At 45.2% G+C, this 18,323-nt stretch carries 17 protein-coding genes; 4 read left to right on the top strand and 13 right to left on the bottom strand.

The window, feature by feature from the left end:
• Positions 1-3 precede the first annotated feature (3 nt).
• The 11 genes from phnK to yidA all read right to left on the bottom strand — a co-directional run bounded on the left by phnK (position 4) and on the right by yidA (position 9,173).
• A complete protein-coding gene (phnK, locus tag OAG1_RS14170) occupies positions 4-828 on the bottom strand; it encodes a phosphonate C-P lyase system protein PhnK (protein WP_220720865.1) in 825 nt (274 codons plus the stop codon).
• Positions 812-1,711, bottom strand: a complete 900-nt coding sequence (locus tag OAG1_RS14165; RefSeq protein WP_338621739.1) for an alpha-D-ribose 1-methylphosphonate 5-phosphate C-P-lyase PhnJ — start codon at positions 1,709-1,711, stop codon at positions 812-814. Before OAG1_RS14165 ends, phnK begins: the two co-directional genes overlap by 17 nt.
• On the bottom strand, positions 1,698-2,819 hold the full coding sequence (locus OAG1_RS14160; protein WP_338621738.1) for a carbon-phosphorus lyase complex subunit PhnI: 1,122 nt from the start codon (positions 2,817-2,819) through the stop codon (positions 1,698-1,700). The genes OAG1_RS14165 and OAG1_RS14160 overlap by 14 nt, the downstream gene beginning before the upstream one ends.
• Positions 2,819-3,418 (bottom strand): phosphonate C-P lyase system protein PhnH, encoded by a 600-nt coding sequence (phnH, locus tag OAG1_RS14155; RefSeq protein ID WP_338621737.1) that lies wholly within the window; start codon positions 3,416-3,418, stop codon positions 2,819-2,821. Before phnH ends, OAG1_RS14160 begins: the two co-directional genes overlap by 1 nt.
• The gene (gene phnG / locus OAG1_RS14150) at positions 3,418-3,888 is read right to left on the bottom strand and encodes a phosphonate C-P lyase system protein PhnG (RefSeq protein ID WP_338621736.1); all 471 of its coding nucleotides are present in this window, start codon (positions 3,886-3,888) and stop codon (positions 3,418-3,420) included. The genes phnH and phnG overlap by 1 nt, the downstream gene beginning before the upstream one ends.
• Entirely contained in the window at positions 3,885-4,583 is a 699-nt protein-coding gene (phnF, locus tag OAG1_RS14145) for a phosphonate metabolism transcriptional regulator PhnF (RefSeq protein ID WP_220720870.1), read from the bottom strand. Before phnF ends, phnG begins: the two co-directional genes overlap by 4 nt.
• A gap of 11 nt (positions 4,584-4,594) precedes the next feature.
• The gene (phnE, locus tag OAG1_RS14140) at positions 4,595-5,383 is read right to left on the bottom strand and encodes a phosphonate ABC transporter, permease protein PhnE (RefSeq protein WP_338621735.1); all 789 of its coding nucleotides are present in this window, start codon (positions 5,381-5,383) and stop codon (positions 4,595-4,597) included.
• 69 nt (positions 5,384-5,452) lie between these two features.
• The gene (gene phnD, locus OAG1_RS14135) at positions 5,453-6,460 is read right to left on the bottom strand and encodes a phosphonate ABC transporter substrate-binding protein (protein ID WP_016401277.1); all 1,008 of its coding nucleotides are present in this window, start codon (positions 6,458-6,460) and stop codon (positions 5,453-5,455) included.
• 26 nt (positions 6,461-6,486) lie between these two features.
• Positions 6,487-7,311 (bottom strand): phosphonate ABC transporter ATP-binding protein, encoded by an 825-nt coding sequence (gene phnC / locus OAG1_RS14130; protein WP_338621734.1) that lies wholly within the window; start codon positions 7,309-7,311, stop codon positions 6,487-6,489.
• Positions 7,312-7,725: 414 nt separating this feature from the next.
• A complete protein-coding gene (locus OAG1_RS14125; protein WP_016401275.1) occupies positions 7,726-8,016 on the bottom strand; it encodes a hypothetical protein in 291 nt (96 codons plus the stop codon).
• Positions 8,017-8,348: 332 nt separating this feature from the next.
• Positions 8,349-9,173: a sugar-phosphatase gene (yidA, locus tag OAG1_RS14120; protein ID WP_338621733.1), complete on the bottom strand. Its 825-nt coding sequence runs from the start codon at positions 9,171-9,173 to the stop codon at positions 8,349-8,351.
• A gap of 236 nt (positions 9,174-9,409) precedes the next feature.
• Between yidA and OAG1_RS14115 the strand changes: the two genes are divergently transcribed.
• From OAG1_RS14115 to OAG1_RS14105, 3 genes are all read left to right on the top strand, one after another.
• Positions 9,410-9,898: a GNAT family N-acetyltransferase gene (locus OAG1_RS14115; protein ID WP_338621732.1), complete on the top strand. Its 489-nt coding sequence runs from the start codon at positions 9,410-9,412 to the stop codon at positions 9,896-9,898.
• A gap of 42 nt (positions 9,899-9,940) precedes the next feature.
• Positions 9,941-11,281, top strand: a complete 1,341-nt coding sequence (locus tag OAG1_RS14110) for a GNAT family N-acetyltransferase (protein ID WP_338621731.1) — start codon at positions 9,941-9,943, stop codon at positions 11,279-11,281.
• Positions 11,282-11,399: 118 nt separating this feature from the next.
• The gene (locus tag OAG1_RS14105; protein WP_338621730.1) at positions 11,400-13,085 is read left to right on the top strand and encodes an alpha-amylase family glycosyl hydrolase; all 1,686 of its coding nucleotides are present in this window, start codon (positions 11,400-11,402) and stop codon (positions 13,083-13,085) included.
• Positions 13,086-13,165: 80 nt separating this feature from the next.
• Here the strand turns inward: OAG1_RS14105 and OAG1_RS14100 are convergent, their stop codons facing one another.
• Complete coding sequence (locus tag OAG1_RS14100; RefSeq protein ID WP_338621729.1) at positions 13,166-14,200, bottom strand: TIGR01620 family protein; 1,035 nt, start codon at positions 14,198-14,200, stop codon at positions 13,166-13,168.
• Entirely contained in the window at positions 14,197-15,624 is a 1,428-nt protein-coding gene (locus tag OAG1_RS14095) for a YcjX family protein (protein WP_338621728.1), read from the bottom strand. Before OAG1_RS14095 ends, OAG1_RS14100 begins: the two co-directional genes overlap by 4 nt.
• A 975-nt stretch (positions 15,625-16,599) precedes the next feature.
• Here OAG1_RS14095 and OAG1_RS14090 point away from each other — a divergent pair.
• Positions 16,600-18,318 carry a carbohydrate-binding module family 20 domain-containing protein gene (locus OAG1_RS14090; protein WP_338621727.1) on the top strand — a complete coding sequence of 573 codons (1,719 nt, stop codon included), beginning with the start codon at positions 16,600-16,602 and terminating at the stop codon, positions 18,316-18,318.
• Positions 18,319-18,323 lie beyond the last annotated feature (5 nt).

Here is an 18,323-nt window from a genome sequence, read left to right as displayed (position 1 = left end):
CGTTTATTGTTGAAGAACCGATGAAACCAACAATTGCGTGTAGGGGTGACTAGGGTCATCCAATACTCGATCGGTAAGGCCGCTTTCTACTACTTGGCCTTGTTTCATCACCATGATTCGGTGCGCCAACAACCTTGCTACCGCTAGGTCGTGAGTAACAATAACCACTGCGAGTTGCAGTTCGGTGACGAGATTACGAATTAAATCTAATAAGCGCGCTTGCACCGATACATCTAAGCCGCCAGTGGGTTCATCCATAAATACCAAACGCGGATGGGTAACCAAATTGCGCGCGATTTGCAGGCGTTGCTGCATGCCACCGGAGAAGGTGAGGGGCATGTCGTCAATTCGGCTTTGATCTATTTCTACCGCTTTTAGCCAAGTGAGTGCTTGCTGGCGGATCTCGGCGTAATTGCGCCAACCGTTTTCCATTAAACGCTCGCCGATATTGCCGCCCGCCGACACCCTTGGGCGCAGCCCATCTAGCGGGTGCTGATGTACAATGCCAAAGTTTTGCCTGATTAAGCTGCGACGTTCCGCTTCACTAATTTGGTATAGCTCTGCAGTGTTGCTATCGCTTTGAAAACTAATGCTACCGGTTTGTGGAGCAAGGCGACCCGATAAGGTTTTGAGCAAGGTAGTTTTACCAGAGCCCGATTCACCCACAATGGCCAATACTTCACCGGGATAAAGGCTTAAGTTAACGTCTTCAAAGCCTTTGCCTGGCGCGTACAGCATGCTCAAGTTTTGGGCTTGGAGTAGGGCTGGCTCGGCTTGGTTCGCGGCGTTTGCGCGAGGTTCTTCAAGTTGCTTAGCTAACTGAGTCATGTTCAGCTCCTAGTTGCGCGGCTTGTTGCTTTTGGCAGTAGTCGGTGTCTGAGCAAATGAACATGCGTTGCCCTTGGTCATCGATCAGCACTTCATCAAGAAAGGTGTCGTGACTACCACATAGGCTGCAAGGCTCATCCCACTGCTGAATGCTAAAGGGGTGGTCGTCGAAATCGAGGCTGTGCACATCGGTGTAGGGAGGAATGCAGTAAATGCGTTTTTCTCGACCCGCACCAAAAATCATTAAGGCTTCCGATTGATGTAGCTTTGGATTGTCGAATTTAGGAATTGGCGATGGGTCTATAAGGTAGCGCCCATGCACCGTTACCGGATAAGCGTAGCTGGTGGCGATGTAGCCATACTTCACAATGTCTTCGTACAGTTTTACCTGCATCGAACCGTACTCTTCCAAAGCGTGCATTTTTTTTGTCTCGGTTTCACGCGGTTCAATAAAGCGCAGCGGCTCGGGAATAGGCACCTGAAAAACCAGAATTTGGTTGTTGCTTAGGGCTTGCTCTGGAATGCGGTGGCGGGTTTGAATAACACTGGCTTGTTCGGTTTTTTCGGTAGTGGCAATGTCGCAAACTTTGCTGAAAAAATGACGAATAGATACCGCATTGGTAGTGTCGTCGGCGCCTTGGTCAATCACTTTAAGTACGTCTTGCTGGCCGAGAATCGAGGCACTAAGCATAATGCCGCCGGTTCCCCAGCCATAAGGCATTGGCATTTCGCGTCCACCAAAGGGCACTTGATAACCAGGAATGGCGACACCTTTTAAGATGGCGCGGCGGATCATCCGTTTGGTTTGCTCGTCTAAGTAAGCAAAATTGTATTGCTGGCTACTATCATCTAGTGCAGTAGCCTGTTGGCTAAAGCTGGTCATGGCTGGCTCCTTGCTGGCGCATTTTTCGTAGCAGTTCTAGTTCGGATTGGAAGTCGACGTAATGGGGCAATTTAAGGTGAGAAACAAAGCCGGCGGCTTCTACGTTGTCGGCATGGGCTAGCACAAACTCTTCATCCTGCGCTGGGCTGCTTACTGGCTCGTTATAGCGCTCGGTTTGCAAAGAGCGGTCGAGTAGGGCAACCGCCATAGCTTTGCGTTCGCTAAAGCCAAAGGCTAAGCCATAACCTCGAGTGAAGTGAGCGTCTTTATCTTGTGGGCTAACAAAGCCATTGACCATTTCACATTCGGTGAGGGTAATGCTGCCTATCTCAACCTCAAACCCCAACTCTTCTGGGCAGATTGCGATGGCTACTTCGCCGCTACGAATCTCGCCAGCAAAGGGGTGGTTACGCCCATATCCACGTTGGGTGGAGTAGGCCATTGATAGTAAAAATCCTTCGTCGCCGCGGCTTAGCTGTTGTAAACGTGCAGCCCGTGAGCAAGGGTAACTAATCGCTTGCTGGGTTATGTCGGCGGGCTCTGCGCCACTGTCTGATTCAGGCTCGGCTAAACCTTGTTGTTCTAGCAACGAAAACACCTTGCTAAACGCTTGCTGCTTGTTGCTAGTTAAGGCTTCATCTTCGCTTGGTGTTGGTTGCGAGATTGAGTGTTGGCTTGGTTGACTGTGCTCCGCTTGCTGCTCGGCCAATAAGCTGAAATCTAATAGGCGGTGGCTATAGTCGTAGGTGGGGCCTAACTGCTGCCCGCCCGGTAGATCTTTATAGGTGGCCGAAATTCGCCGTTGCACCTGCATGTTGCCGGTGTTTAAAGGGAGACAAGTGGCTAACAGCGGCAGCGTAGTGCGATAGGCGCGAAGTAAGAAAATGGCTTCTATTTGATCACCGCTGGCTTGTTTGATTGCCAGAGCCGCCAACTCACGATCGAAAATGCCGCCTTCGGTCATAACTCGCTCTACCGCTAAGCTAAGTTGTTGGCTAATTTGCTCAACGCTAAGCTCGGCAACATTGGTGTCGCCGCGGCGACGTTTAGCTTGCAGTTTATGTGCTGCGGCAATGGCTTTTTCGCCACCTTTTACTGCTACATACATTAGCGTAACTCCAGCTTGGTGGTGCGACTAATTGCCACCAGTGATTGTTGATGACAAAACATAAAATCGAGACCCAGTGGAAAGCGGTGGCTCGGCTTTAGCAGGTAATCAACGATGCTGGTGCTTAGGTTGCCTAACTGCAGGTCAAGCTTATGTTTTATGCCTGGCCCAGATAGTTGAAAGACCGGCCCAGTGCGCAAACCGTTGGTTTGAATTAACACGGTTGCGCTTTGTTCTGGGCTGGAATCTGTACCGGCTTTTAGCTGGCTTAAATCCAGCTCTTCTTGGGCGTCTAGCACAACAAAATCGGCTTGATTAATGGGCGCCGGGCTAAGGCCGTTATGAAAGGCTAAGTTTTGTAAGGCTTGCTCAATTGGCTGCTCTGAGTTTTTTGCTAAAGCTGGGCTTAGGTAAAGCGCAGTTTGCTGGTCACATAAACTCATAATAACTTGGCTAGCTGCGGCATTAAGCGGCGCAAAACCTAAGTGATGTTCAAGTGTTACTTGGCTGCCTGGTTCACTAAGCGCTTTGAGTATTTGTCTAAAGCACTGTTGAGCGTTGTGTACGCTGTTAGGAAAGCCCGCTTCAATTGTGTGCATTAGTCTTCTCCTCGAACCACGGTGAAGAAATCTACTTTTGATTCTGCTGCTTGAGCGGCAGTTTTTGCTTGTTCCGCTTGTTGTTGCTCAGCCAAAGGTTGAATCACAGCTTCGTGTAAACTGGGCGCATGCTCGCCGTTTTGCATTAAGGCATCAATTAAGGCTGAAAGCAGGGCGTGTTGTTTGGCCCGACCGCGTAAATAGCCGTAACCTAAAGTGCCATCGCTTAAGCGCACAGCAGCGCGAGTGATGGTGGTATCGCCTAGGTTAAAGCGTTCGCCCTTGCCACCGACTCGGCCTTGCAATTTGGCTAAACCGATCTCTGGTTGGCGAATAATTTCACATTCTGGGTCTAGCTTTAGCTGTTGCCAGCGACTAGATAAGTCTTGATAAGAAGCCTTGGCGAGTACTGCCATCCAGTGTTGGCGCGCGGCTACATCTGCCGCTTGGGTAGATTGTTGGGTAGTCATTGGGGGTGCTCCAAGCTTAGCTCTACGAGCTCGGCTCTAATATGGGAGATTGAAAATTCGAAAGGCTGTTGCTGTTGGTCTACGTTAACCGTTTGTAGGGTTAACAAGGGCGTGCTGCCATCAATTTGCAAACAGGCGCAGTCTTCTCGATTAGCCATTTGCGCACCCACTACTGTGTGGTGTCGGCGTAATTCAAGCTGGCAATGCTGTTGTAAAAAACCGTGCAGTGAGCCCTGCTGATATTGGCTTAAATGATTTTCATGCTCGCCCATGCGCAAGTGGTGAAAAACAATGCTAATGGGCATTTGGTCGATAAAACGCAATGTTTTGAGCTGCAAAATGGGGCTGGCTAATTCAATGTTTAATCCTTTAGCCACCTGCTGATTGGCGTTGGCGCGGCCAAAGCTTAGTACTCGGCTAATCGGTTTTGCCCCGGCATTTAGCAAGTTGTCGGTGAACTTGGACCCGGCATGAAGTGGGTAGCGAACCGGTTTGCTTAATACCATTACCCCTTTACCTTGCTGGCGCAGTAACCAACCTTTAAGCACTAGTTCGTCGATGGCGCGACGCAAGGTGTGGCGATTTACTTGGTAGCGTTCTGCCAAGCGTTGCTCGGGCGGCAAGTATTGGCCTGCTTGGTAAGCGTGGCTAATTTCTTTTTCTAGGCTTAGCGCGATTTCTTGGTAACGGGGCATCTTAAGCTCGCTTAAATAAACAGTTTTCTAACGCGTTGAGAGATAAAGTCGAGCAGACTTACAGTGACTACAATGATGATCATCACTGCGCAGGTTTGCGGAAACATAAAACCGCGAATACTTTCCCACAGAATTACCCCAATGCCGCCAGCGCCTACCATGCCTACAACGGTGGCTGAGCGAACGTTCGATTCGAAGCGGTATAAGGAGAATGAAATCCACAGTGGCAGTACTTGCGGAATGACCCCATAAACAATTTCTTCCAGCTTGTTTGCGCCAGTAGCTCTTACCCCTTCTACTTGGCCGGGATCGATGGCTTCTACTGCTTCGGAAAACAATTTAGCCAGCACGCCGGTGGTATGGATAAACAAAGCCATTACACCTGCAAACGGGCCTAAGCCAACGGTAACCACAAACAGCATGGCAAATACCATTTCGTTAATTGCTCTGGCTGCATCCATTAGTCGACGCATAGGCTGATACACCCATGCTGGAACCATGTTTTCGGCACACATCAAACCAAAAGGAACGGATAAAAAAATTGAGAAAATGGTGCCCCAAATGGCGATGTGCAGGGTCACTAACATTTCTTCGAGGTAGTAATTGATGTCGGTAAAATCTGGTGGAAAGAAGTCACTGGCTAACTCGGCCATGTTGCCGGCATCGTTATAGATCTTCATCGGGGCAATTTCAGCACCTTGCCAGCTCCAAGTTAAACCAGCGATGGCGATGGCCCAAAAAAGTAGGCTTAACCAAGATGGTTTGGAATTTTGGTTAAGAATTACAGCTTCGGTAGTCATTTAAAGTTCTCAACATGTCTAGATAAGTTGCCTAAAGAAAAGCTGGGTTTGCACCCAGCTTGTCGTTCGCTATTGGGCCATTGCGGTAATAGCGCTTTGCTGGCGATTTAAATCAGCAAGTTGGGCGTCAATTACTGCTAGCTCAGCGGCTTTTTCGGCTTTCGACAACTTGGTGTCGTTTTCTGTAACAATGCGGTTTTTGAACAATACCAATTGACGAATAGGTAGTAGTTGAAGGTCGCTAGAGGCTTTGAACGGGGCCCACTGTAGCGCTTCTAATACTGCTAGCTCTTGAGCATCACCAGTGGTGCCGTACTCCATGAAGAAGTCATATACTTCGCCTTTCACACTTTCTGGTAGGTTTTTACGCCATACAATTGGGTCTGAAGGAATAAGTGGTGACTTCCAAATAACTTTTAACTGCTCAAACTTTTTAGGTGCAGTAATTTTTAAGCGGTCCATGTTTTCGGTGTTGCCAGTTGCTACATCTACTTGTTTCGCTGCAGCGGCTAAAGCGTTCGCTTCGTGGCCAGAGTTCATGCTGCGTTTGAAGTCAGACACTGAAATGTTGTTTTGCGCAAATACGTAGTACGAAGGTACTAAGAAGCCAGACGTTGAGTTTGGATCGCCGTTACCAAAAGTAAGGTCACCACGTTTGGCGATAACATCTTCAAGGCTGTTAAGCGGGCTATCTTTATGAGTAACTAATACACTCCAGTAACCTGGGTTACCTGTAGCATCAACTGTCTGTGCGAAGATTTCGCCACCGGCGCGGTCTACTGCTTCCATGGCTGATTTGTTGCCATACCAAGCTACGTCTACTTTATCGAAACGCATGCCTTGAATGATGCCTGCGTAATCTGGAGCAAAGAATGCTTTTACCTTGTAACCAGTTTTCTCTTCCATCGCTTTTAAAAACGGTGTCCAAGTGGTTTTTAAGTTTTGCTGAGACTCAGTAGAAATAATCCCAAAGTTGATGGTGTCCATCGCTTTTTCAGCAGCTGAAACCATGGTTGAACTTAACGCTGTCGCAACAACTGCGGTTGCAAAGGCTGTCTGCTTGATTAGCTTTAACATGCCATCTATCTCCTTATTAATTGGGTTTAGGCCATCTGTGGCCAAAGTTGTGGTACTGCTTGGTCTTGATTTTCGGTGGTTGTTAGTTGAGCTCGCGAGCCGTATAACGCTGCAAGTTTTGCTTCGTTTAATTGCTCGCTAGGTCCGTCGTAAAATACTTCGCCAAGTTTTAGAGCCACAACTCGTGGGCAATAACGTTTGGCGTAGTCAACTTGGTGTAAGGTCACCACTACTGCGATGCCTTCTTGTTTATTGATGTCGGTGAGTATTTCCATCACGATGCGCGACGACTCTGGATCTAAGGAAGCAATCGGCTCATCGGCTAAAATGATCTTAGCGCGTTGCATTAAGGCGCGAGCAATCGCTACGCGTTGTTGTTGTCCGCCAGATAGTGTTGAAACGCGCTGTAAAGCAAATTGCTCAAGGCCTACGCGTTTTAAAGCTGCTAAAGCTTGGCGCTTTTGCTCAAAAGTAAAACGGCCAGTAAGGCTGCGCCAGCTAGGAGTAGCGCTTAGTGCGCCAATCAAAACATTTTGCAAAACGCTAAGGCGTGAAACCAAATTAAACTGCTGGAAGATATAACCTGTTTGGCTGCGGCTTTTGCGTACGGTGTTACAAAACTTGCCGTCACGTTGCACTGGCATGCCAAGAACTTCGATGTAGCCTTTGCTGTTTTTGTCACTGCTAACCAAGCCATTTAAGTGGCGTAATAGAGTTGATTTTCCTGAGCCTGACGGCCCAAGTAATGCCACCATTTCACCTTGCTGAACACTTAAATCTACGCTTTTAAGGGCGTGGTTGTTTTCAAAGTGTTTGTTCAGCTGCTTGACTGTGATTACTTGATTGTTCATTACAGGATCCTGCCGTTGTTTTGAACAATAACTTAGGCTTGTAATGTGACAGTTAGCTTATCTAGACATGTCAGTTGGGTGACTTATTTGTGGCGATTTGGTTACAAAGTGTTCAGGATTTAGTTGGCTAAGTAGACTGGAAGATTTTTCTTAGAACTTGCTTATGAGCAATAAAAACCCGTTTTGTGGTGTTAAACCAAAGAGGAAGTTGCAGTTTGAGGGTTAAACAATGACGAGTTAGTTCCTAAATGCTTCTACTAAATATCGAGGGCTTGTTTATAAGGACCAACAGAAAGGTCTTTCTTGAGTTTATTGAATAATCCGAGTGGGCTTAGTCACTCGGATTTTTTATTGAGTTTACTTAATCGAATGCTCTCTATATAAACGGAATTAAGTGAGCATTGTTGATTTAAATTAAGCTGCTTTGGTGTTTTCTTCAGTGGCGGTTTTTAGCATGTAAACACCACCTACAATGGCTGCTATACCAAATACAATAAACCCATAAGCTTTGTTTTTTTGTGCTTCTAATGCCGCATCTAAACCTAGCCCGCCCAGTAAATCATTCCCAGCACCACCAAATAAACCGCCTAAGGCTTGTGCTTGTTGCTCTGCGACTGCGATGTCATTAAGGCTAAAGCCACCAATAGCAATTAGAATTACACCAATTACTGCCACAACGATACCTACGGTTTTCTTAGTGCTCATTTTAGAATTTCCTTATTAATCAGTTATCTGAGCGCGAAATATAGCATCGGTAAATCTAATGGCAATATGCCGAGAATCGGATGCTTGTTTGCTGTTCGTATAACTAAAATAGCTAAAAAAATTCGTTGGATTTTGTAAGGGTTGTGACTTATTTGTCTTGTGTGATGGTGTTTGTTTGCTGTTGTTTTTATAAAACTTGTAAATTAGTCAAACAGATTTTAAATGGAAGGTTTAGGACTTGTTTATGCTAGGAATGAGAACGGTACATAATAGATAAAGGCGAAACTAAGGGTTTTAGTTTCGCCTTGATTACTGTTTGCTTACCGTTTAGCTTAACTGGTTGGGCAAAGCGTATTTAGTACATTTTCTTCAATGGCTACAGCAACACCATCTTCTTTATTGCTTGGGGCTATGTAATTAGCCATTGCTTTAATTTCAGGATCTGCGTTTGCCATCGCAACTGCTAAACCTGCGTATTGCAGCATGTGGCGGTCGTTGTCGGCGTCACCGGCACACATTACCTGAGACGCATTTAAACCTAAAATATTGGCTAGCTGTTCTACACCTACACCTTTGTTGCTGTCACGGTGTAAAAACTCTAAGAAAAACGGCGCACTGCGCACTACTGTGTATTGCTCGCGTAACTCAGCAGGCAAGTTGGCAATAGCTTTGTCGAGTATGCTTTCTTCAGCTACAAACATAATTTTGGTAAGTGCATCGTTTGCTTGCAGTGAGGCAAAGTTAACTTCACTTACATCCATGCCGTTAATAGAAGATTCTATATCAGTCCAAGGGTTGTGCTGTTGAGTAATAAGGCCATGCTCTGCAGAGAAAGCATGGATAAAAACACCTAATTGCTCCGCTACTTTGGCTAGCTGTGTACCATCGCTGCCATTGAGCGTGGTTTTATGAATAATTTCTCCACTGCCTACACGCTGTACTAAGGAGCCGTTGTAGGAAATAACAAAATCTTGGTCGCTGGTTAGCTCAAGTTGCTCTAAATAAGGACGTAAACCTTCTAGCGGACGACCCGATGCAAGTACTACTTTTACACCCGCTTGCTTAGCTTGCTGAATGGCTTGATAAGTGCGCGGAGTGATTTTTTTCTCGTCATTGAGAAGTGTGCCGTCCATATCTAGGGCGATAAGTTTAATCATATATGGGCAAACCTTTAGTGAGAGCTAAACAAGCCGAAGTAGGCTAACAGCTAACGTTGTTCAAATGAGCGGCGATTCTACCTTAAAACTGTGACATTGGTGCAATTTAGATCAATCTATCCTTAGCTTTGTGTTTTTGCTGCTGCTTGGTAGGCCTTGGTTCTCATGCTAGGGTGCGCTTAGGATAATTAAGCGGCGGTTAATCGTGGCTATATATGTTGAAAAAAGGAGGTAGAGTGTTTCATCAGGTAAGTAATCAACATGATATTCAACAGCTTACAGAGTTGGCCAGAGAGATATGGCTAGAGCATTATACGCCGATTATTGGTGTTGAGCAGGTGGAATACATGCTTAGGACATTCCATTCTGCTACCCGCGTAGCTGAGCAAATGGAGACCGAGCAGTATTATTACTATCTGTTGCAGAGTGAAGGTGAAAACCTTGGTTACCTAGGGGTTCAGCGACAAGAACAGCAGCTATTTTTAAGTAAGATTTACGTACATTCTCGTTTTCGAGGTCGAGGTTTTGCTAAACAAGCAATGAACTTTGCCAAACAACTCGCCAATGAATTTGGCTTGCAGCAAATAACGCTGACAGTAAACCGACATAATCATGACTCTATAGCTGCATATCAAAAAATGGGTTTTGTTAAAGTAGCTGAGCAATGCACCGATATTGGCCAAGGTTATGTTATGGACGATTGGGTAATGGCATTGGCGTTGTAGCTAGAAAGCTTATTAGGTGGGTATTGTTTTAGGAATCGGGTTATGGAAAAAGCTCAGTTTACAGTTCAACAAGGCTGGCCAGAACATCACAGGAAGACGGTGGCAGCCTTGTACGAACAAGCCTTTGGCCAAAAGTTTCACTTGGCGGTTCCCAATCAACAGCTGCGTATCGCGCTGTTGGCCCAGTCTTTTAAGCCTGAATATGCACTGTCGGTAATCGACCAAGGATGTTTAGTTGCGGTGGCGGGTTTTCAAACCCCCAAAGCAGGGTTTACCAGCGGAATTGGCTGGCAAGGTTTGGTTGATTTGTTGGGCTACGTAAAAGGCGCTTGGGCAGCTTTAGTATTTAGCTTGTTTGAACGTAAACCAAGTCAGCACACTATGGTGATGGACGGCATCGCGGTGGCAGAAGAATACCGGGGTAAGGGTTTAGGTTCTATGCTGTTAGACGGCATTATTCACCAAGCGCAAGAGCAAGGGTTTTCTAAGGTGCGCTTAGATGTCATCGACAGTAATCCAAGAGCTAAAAAGCTTTACCTTGCTAAAGGTTTTAAGCAAGTAAAACGAGAATATTATCCCTATCTAAACTGGTTGTTGGGCTTTAGTGGCTCAAGCACTTTAGAATATTCAATTCACCCACAGCTTTCTCAGCTTCAAGGCGCTAACTTAAAGGCTAAATCGATGCCTCAAAAACCTGCTATGTATTCCACTTATGCCAAAGAATACGATGTGGCTATTCAAGACAACATTTACAACGCGCATTACGAACGCCCCTCTTTGCAAGCCATGTTAGGTGAAATGGCGGGTAAAACAGTGCTCGATTTAGGCTGTGGCTCAGGCGTGTATGCAGAGTATTTATTGGCTAAGGGCGCTAAAGTAACGGCGATTGACAGTTCAAGTGAAATGGTGGCCTTGGTAAAGCAAAAATTGGCTACTCAGTTAAAGGTTTATCAGCAAGATTTAGCCTCGGGATTGCCAGAGGAAGCTGATGCCAGTTATGACTTAGTGATCTGCCCTTTAATGCTGCATTATCTGCAAGATCTAAATCCGCTATTTGCCGATGTGAAGCGCGTACTAAAGGTTGGTGGTAGTTTTGTGTTTTCTACTCATCATCCGATGGTTGACATTGAAGCGAGCCCCAGTGGTAACTACTTCGCAACCGAGCGAGTAACAGAAATGTGGGATACGGTTGGCAAACCGGTTGAGGTGAGCTTTTACCGCAGGCCGCTCTCTGCTTTGATAACTGCGCTTACCGATCATGAAATGGTGATTACCGAGTTAAGCGAAGGTAAACCTAGTGAAGCACTAAAAACAATCTCGCCCGAGCATTACCAACGTTTAAGTGAGCACCCACAGTTTTTGTTTATTAAGGCGCTAAGTTAATCACAGAAAACATAATAAGTGGCGGTGCTAGATTGCATCCTGTTGTTTTAAATGGCTTTTCTATATAGATTGAAAGAATAAAAAAGCTTATAAATTTACAACAGCAAGGAAAGGTATCGTGAAAAACTGCATACTCGGCTTTTTGTTGGCGGCCTTGGTGGCTGCCTGCTCTTCGACCCCTCAACCAAAATCTGGGTCTGTCACTGCTAATAAGTTGGCAGATCCTAAAGCCTATAAAGAACAGATTGAAGTTATACCTGCAAGTAGCAGTCTGCCAGAGCGTTGGTGGGAAAGCGCTGTGTTCTATGAAGTGTTTGTGCGTGCTTACTATGACTCCTCCGGTGACGGGCACGGAGATATCCAAGGATTAATTGCTAAGCTGGATTATTTACAAGACTTAGGGGTAACAGGGCTTTGGTTAATGCCAGTGACTGAAAGCGAATTTAACAGCAACGGCTACGATGTGAAAAACATTAGAGACATCGAGCAAGTTTATGGAAGCATGGAAGATTTTCAGCAATTGATTGATGAAGCCCACCAACGTGGCATTGGCGTCATCATGGATTTTGTGGTTAACCATAGCAGTAGCGCAAACCCCATCTTTCAAGACGCAGTGCGTAATCCAGAAAGTAAATACCGAGATTGGTTTATATGGGCTGATTCTGATCTAGGCTGGGGCCGACCTTGGGACCGTTCTGCTAGCGTTTGGCATCCATCTGAACATGGCTATTACTATGGTTTGTTTTTTGATTTCTTACCCGACTGGAATTTCCGCAACCCTGAAGTTGTTGCCTACATGAAAGACAGCGCAAAGTTTTGGCTTAATATGGGAGTGGATGGGTTTCGGGTAGATGCTGCGAGCCACCTTATTGAAAACGGTGATGGAGCTCAGGAAAACCAGCCCGACAACCACCTTTTTTATGCTGAGTTTAGACAGTTAATCAACCAATACCCCAATGCATTTATCGTAGCTGAAGCACCATTCACCGGCGATATGTACATGGGGGATGGCAGCAATGAGTTTCACTCTGCCTTTTGTTTTAAATGCAGCCAAAAGCTAATTTATGGTGTAAAAAATAGTAGTAAGCGAGCGGTGCAGTCGTACCTTTCTATGGTGAATAGCGCACCAGAAGGGGCTAATTTTGCAACTTTGTTGTCTAATCACGACCCCTTTGCTGGGGAGCGAACCGCCACCGCGATGAAGGGAAATCTTGATAAGGCCAAGTTCGCTGCTAGCCTAATGCTCACAGGACCTGGCATCCCTTTTGTGTATTATGGTGAAGAGATAGGTATGACGCTGATTGATCGCTCCTTAGTGCCTTGGGATGACGCGGTAGCACGTATTCCAATGCAATGGGACGCCAGTGACAATGCCGGATTTACCGCTGGCAACTCTTGGCGAAACGTAAATCCCAATTACCCGCAAATCAATGTTGCTCAGCAAGTCGAAGATCCTGATTCGATGTTAAGCCACTATCAAAAGTTAATCTCACTGAGAAACCAGCATCCAGCATTGGCTAGTGGAGAATTCGAATTGCTTAAGACTACTGGGAGTAGCAGCCGTCACTCGATTGCATTTTTACGTAAACACAGCGATGAAACCCTGTTAGTGGCTGTAAACCTTAGTGATGAAGAAATAGTGGCTGGGGTAAAACTGGCGGGAGCCAGTTTGGCTAATAAGCAAATTAAACTAGGCAAGGAGTTGCTTAGTGGCATTAGCTCAAACGAACACGTTGCTAACCAAGAGCTCAAGCTCAACATTCCAGCTTATAGCATCAAGGTTTTCTCTTTATCCTTTAATTAGCCAAGTGGTTAAGTGATTAAGTTTGAGAAGTTAACTCTAGGCCATTTAGCTAAGTAAATGGCCTATTGAAGACTGCGTTCTTAGCCTTTTAGCTTCTGTTTCACTTTGTCTAACAGTATGCCTTTTAGCTGTTGAGTCTTGGGTTTGTTGTTGAGTGTCCAAGGTATCGGCCTAACTTGCTCCATGGTTTTGAAACCAAGGCGGGCAGTAAGTAACCCAGCACCAATGCCCTGTGCTGCTTTAGCAGATAACTTGGCAGTCAGTTCTGCGCCCAATAAGTCACTACCTACATCGGCTACAACTTCGCTCGCTGCAGCGTAAATCATGTTAGCAAATACTTGTTTGATAAGCCGAATTCGGCTTAAGTAACCCAGTTCTATGCCATAAATTTTGGCGACGGCTTCAATCATTTTAATGTTGCGCCAAAAGATAATCAGCATATCGACTAGCGCTAAGGGGCTTATTGCAACCAATACTGCCGCTTCGCTAGACCATTTGCTAATCACTTGTTTGGCGCGATTATCTAAAGGACTTAATACCGTTTCGCTGTATAAGCTTACGATCTCTTTGTTGGTATGACTGTCACTTAGCCAATTCTTCCAGCTCAAGTATTCTTGGCTGTCGGTTAAGCCTTGTAGTTTGGCCAGCTTTTCACAGTAGGCTTTAGCTTTTGAACCATCACTGCTTTCTTGGTCAAGTAAGGCTGCGCCTAATTGGTGTTCTTTTTGATAGTGTTTTAGGCGGCGTAGTTTGGCGAATTCTCGAAAGCTTATTGCTCCTAAACCCATCACAATGCTGGCTAATACTGCGCTATATATTGCCGCGCGAGTTGGCGAGCTTTGCCAAAGTTCACTAAGGCTTAGCGCCATTTCTCCAAAGGCGATAACTAAGGCGGCGCTAAAACCGTATTTTAACCAAGGGCTGGCTTTTTTCGGATGCAGTTCAATGTCTAGAGGTTCTAATTGCTCTTGAGTGTCGTCTTCTTGCCAATTGAGTTCTTCATCGAGCACTTGTTTACTGGCCAATGGGGCAGGCTTGCCTTGGGTCTCTGTAACTTGTTCATTTAGGATTTCATCGGTATGCAGCACTTGGCGCTGCTTTATTGGGGTGTTCATTTAAATTTATCTCCTAGCAAAAACTCAATCGCTTGGTCGATACGGTGATGAGGTAGAGCCTGATAAGGGCTAGTGATTGGCGCTTGAAAAGGACTAAACTCGAAGCCTTGTTGCTGCCAAAAATCTTGCTGGGGTAACTGGCTAGGCACTTCACCAGGAAACAAGGTGGTTTGTTGCTGACTTTCTACATCACTTTGCAATATACCTTTAATGGCAGAAATACTTTCTCCATTCAGCTGGGCTTTTCCGCTTTGTGTGGCTTTAATAGAGGCTAAGGCCATAGTGTCGGTGGTAATACCTTCAAATTTCACATGGCGTTTGCCTTCAGCGACGACTTCACTTAGCAGTTGCACCAAGTTGTTGTGTTGATCGATGCTTACATGGTCGGCTTTAGTAGCAGCAAACAGCAGTTTGTCGATTTTGGGAGCAAACAAGCGTCGCAGTAAACTGGTTTTCCCATAGTTAAAGCTGTGCAGTATTTGGTTTACTGCTAACTGCATATCGCAAAAACTATCGTGGCCGCTATTGAGAGGGCTTAAACAATCCACCAGCACGATTTGTCGATCAAACTTGATAAAGTGCTGCTGGTAAAACTGCTTTACTACATGCTCTTTGTAGTATTCAAAACGTTGTTCTAACAAGCCCAGATATGATTGTTTATGTTGTTTTTTGTCTTTGCTAGGACTATTTGCCAGCGCTGCTGGTAGCGGAAAAAATGCCAGCACTGGCGCACCCGCCAACTCACCGGGTAGTACAAATCGACCCGGTTGAATGTGGTGCATGCCTAGTTGTTGTTTGCATTGGTGCAAGTAGTCGGTGTAAGTATTAGCAATGTCGGCCATGCGATTTTCGTCGGCAGTGCTATGAATATCGAGGTCCTGCACCATAGTTTGCCAAACGCTGGCGAGTTCGGTTTTACGCGAGTCCTGCAAACTGTTTTCTATATGTTCGCACCATTGAGCATAACTTTGCTCAAGTAAGGGCAGATCAAGTAGCCACTCGCCAGGGTAGTCAACAATGTCTAGGTTGAGTGTGGCAGTGTTGTTGAGCTTTCTCCACAGCATTGATTGTGGGGTATATCGCAACTTGAGGCGTATTTCACTCACCCCATGAGTGGGCGAAGGCCAGCGTGGTGGCTGGCTTTGTAGCGCGTCCATTCCGCCTTGGTAATCAAAACTGGCTACATGCAAGTGCGGCTGCTGGGTGCGTTTAGCCCCTAAAAAACGGTGTTCACGGGCTAACTTCCATAAGGGCAGTTGGTGGTTCTCTGCACCCAATAGCAACTGATTGACTAGGGAGGTGATAAAGGCGGTTTTGCCTGCGCCACTTAAGCCCGTTACCGCTAAACGCATGTGTTTATCCATAGTTAGCTTAGCTAGGTCATCGGCTTTCGTTTTAACGCTAGTTAGTCGAGAAAAATTCATGAATACAGCTGCAACCTTTTATGGGTGATTACTAGGGTCTATTGACCGCTCGCGGCAAAATTGAGTTCGAGACAGCATCATTTTCAGCGCACTTCTAATCTGTTACTGGCTTCTTATTTAGGCTAACCGCACACCAAGCTTCTGCCTTGGATAAACAACTCTGCTTACTGCCGAAAATAACAGCTCGAATGATCAACAAGCTCTAATTAATATCAGGGCTTATCACCCAAGATTCAAGTTAGGGGGCTAACCTCAGCTGGTTTTCGCCTAGGCCCTAATGTACCAAAGTTTGGCTGGTGGCAAGATTAAACTTTGTTCATCTAAGGGCTGGCTAGCTGCAAGTGTTGTTTCCTTGCAAGCTTTTCACAACATCCCATTGAGGTAATTTGATAGTAACGATAAATAAAGAAGGGAATAATATTTTTAAGTGTAAAAAATAAATGTAATTAAAAATTTCAATATTTATAGATGTTTTAAATATTGTATGTTGAGCTCGATTTTATTAGCAGTAAAAGCTTTGCTTTAATTGTTTGATTACTTTCTTCTTAGGTAATATTAAATAATTCCTCGCTGTAATAGGCACTTGCTTCACACTTTAGAATATCTCCTTTGCTCTTCGTTGACACACACCGATATGTCAGTAAATTACCTGAAGTTGATGTTTTGTTGATGTTATCGGCGTCGATAAGGCAGTAAACGAAAGAGTTATGAACTCTCTATTAGCCACAAGGACCAGTGATGCAGCGTTAAAATAGTGGAGATCTCCACAATGCAGATATTATGGCTTAGCTTGCAAGCAAGATTACAGAGCAGTTTTGTACAGCTCACTTAAAGTAAAAGAAAACAATAGCACTAAGAAATAATGTATTGAATGCTTCTGCTGTTTTAAACGTTGTCGTAACAATATAATTTAATTCTATAAATTGGTCTTTGTGTTCATTAAATATAGTAATCATGGGAAAGGATTTACTAATAATGAAATACAAAACTAAAGCGAATGCAATAAATACGTGTCTATTGGGTACTTCATTGGCTGTGTTTTCACAGCTGGCTAGTGCCGATGTTATTTTACATGCCTTTGATTGGCGATATTCAGAGGTAGCCGAAAAGGCAGCTGAAATCGCAGATATAGGTTACAAGAATGTCTTAGTCGCGCCGCCATTGAAGTCTGATAGTAGCAACACCCAATGGTGGGCACGCTATCAGCCACAAGATTATCGAGTCATCGATAACAACCGCGGTAACAAAGAAGATTTCCAAAACATGATTAATGCCTTGAAAGCACACGGAGTAAATACCTATGCTGACATCGTGATTAATCAGATGGCCAATGAGCGCGGAAACTCTACCTACTTCCCAGGCAGCGATACTCTTAATGACTATGCAAGTAACAGTGATTACTGGAATAGACAAAAACTGTTTGGTGATTTAAATAATAACCTGTTTTCTCCTGGTGATTTCCACGCCGGATTCTGTATCACCAACTGGACAGATGTTTGGGAATCAATGAACGGCCGTATTTGTGGTGGTAATGGCGACCCAGGTTTACCAGATTTAGATCCTAATGACTGGGTTCGTGCGCAGCAAAAGAACTATGTTCAAGCAATTAAGAACATGGGGGTTACTGGTTTTCGTATTGATGCTGCCAAACACATGACTACTTGGCATATCAACCAAGTGTTCGACGCTAACATCAAGCAAGACATGTATTTATTTGGTGAAATTATCACTGGTGCTGGTGCAGGTAACGCCGATTACGATACCTTCTTAGAACCTTACTTACGTGAAACCTCGCATAGTGCTTACGACTTCCCACTATTAAAAACATTACGTGATGCCTTTGATGTTAACGGTAGCTTAGAAGCCTTAGCTAACCCTAAGTCTTGGGGCGGAGCGATTGATGGTATTCGAGCTCTTACCTTTACCATTACCCACGACATCCCAAGCAATGACGGCTTCCGCTACCAGATTATGAGCGAAGCTAATGAACACCTTGCTTACGCTTATATTATGGGTCGCCAAGAAGGTGTGCCAATGGTATTTAGTGATGCGACCGGTGTTGATAATGGCCGTTGGGTAAATGATTACAAACAAGACAACCTTAAAGCCATGGTTAAATTCCACAATGGCGTTCAAGGTGCTGACGAAGAAGTATTGTATACCGATCAATGTGCCATTGTTTTGCGCCGTGGCGATGCTGGCGTAATGGGTATTAACAAATGTGGTTATGCTAAAGACATTAGCATTAACGCGAGTAATTTAAACAGCGCTAAAAACTATGTTGATGTATTCAGTGGTTCAAGCTTTAAGGTTAACAGTTCTTACCACACCGTTAATGTGCCTGCTGGCTCAGCAAGAATGTGGCTGGCAGAAACCGGTGGCGTAATTGACCCAACAGATGAAGTTGACGTTAGCTTCACTTGTAACAACGGCAATACCAACATGGGCGATAGCGTTTATGCGGTTGGTAACAACGCTGCATTGGGTAACTGGCAAGCTGCTAGCGCAGTGTTATTAAGCCCAACAAGCTACCCAACTTGGACTGGCACCATCAAGCTTCCTAAAGCGACGGATATCGAATGGAAATGTATTATTCGTAACGAAACAGATCCTAGCAATGTTATTCAATGGCAATCGGGTGCTAATAACGCGGTGAACACCGGTAATGGTGCTTCAACTGCAGGTAGCTTTTAAACCAA

Source organism: Agarivorans sp. OAG1, assembly GCF_037076485.1.
GTDB lineage: Bacteria > Pseudomonadota > Gammaproteobacteria > Enterobacterales > Celerinatantimonadaceae > Agarivorans > Agarivorans albus.
The sequence above is the reverse complement of the archived record's forward strand: the minus strand, read 5'-3'. Positions and strand labels throughout refer to the sequence as shown.

Coding starts and splice junctions, on each gene's coding strand:
- phnK (WP_220720865.1), bottom strand. CDS start 828: ATGACTCAGTTAGCTAAGCAACTTGAAGAACCTCGCGCAAACGCCGCG.
- OAG1_RS14165 (WP_338621739.1), bottom strand. CDS start 1,711: ATGACCAGCTTTAGCCAACAGGCTACTGCACTAGATGATAGTAGCCAG.
- OAG1_RS14160 (WP_338621738.1), bottom strand. CDS start 2,819: ATGTATGTAGCAGTAAAAGGTGGCGAAAAAGCCATTGCCGCAGCACAT.
- phnH (WP_338621737.1), bottom strand. CDS start 3,418: ATGCACACAATTGAAGCGGGCTTTCCTAACAGCGTACACAACGCTCAA.
- phnG (WP_338621736.1), bottom strand. CDS start 3,888: ATGACTACCCAACAATCTACCCAAGCGGCAGATGTAGCCGCGCGCCAA.
- phnF (WP_220720870.1), bottom strand. CDS start 4,583: ATGCCCCGTTACCAAGAAATCGCGCTAAGCCTAGAAAAAGAAATTAGC.
- phnE (WP_338621735.1), bottom strand. CDS start 5,383: ATGACTACCGAAGCTGTAATTCTTAACCAAAATTCCAAACCATCTTGG.
- phnD (WP_016401277.1), bottom strand. CDS start 6,460: ATGTTAAAGCTAATCAAGCAGACAGCCTTTGCAACCGCAGTTGTTGCG.
- phnC (WP_338621734.1), bottom strand. CDS start 7,311: ATGAACAATCAAGTAATCACAGTCAAGCAGCTGAACAAACACTTTGAA.
- OAG1_RS14125 (WP_016401275.1), bottom strand. CDS start 8,016: ATGAGCACTAAGAAAACCGTAGGTATCGTTGTGGCAGTAATTGGTGTA.
- yidA (WP_338621733.1), bottom strand. CDS start 9,173: ATGATTAAACTTATCGCCCTAGATATGGACGGCACACTTCTCAATGAC.
- OAG1_RS14110 (WP_338621731.1), top strand. CDS start 9,941: ATGGAAAAAGCTCAGTTTACAGTTCAACAAGGCTGGCCAGAACATCAC.
- OAG1_RS14100 (WP_338621729.1), bottom strand. CDS start 14,200: ATGAACACCCCAATAAAGCAGCGCCAAGTGCTGCATACCGATGAAATC.
- OAG1_RS14095 (WP_338621728.1), bottom strand. CDS start 15,624: ATGAATTTTTCTCGACTAACTAGCGTTAAAACGAAAGCCGATGACCTA.
- OAG1_RS14090 (WP_338621727.1), top strand. CDS start 16,600: ATGAAATACAAAACTAAAGCGAATGCAATAAATACGTGTCTATTGGGT.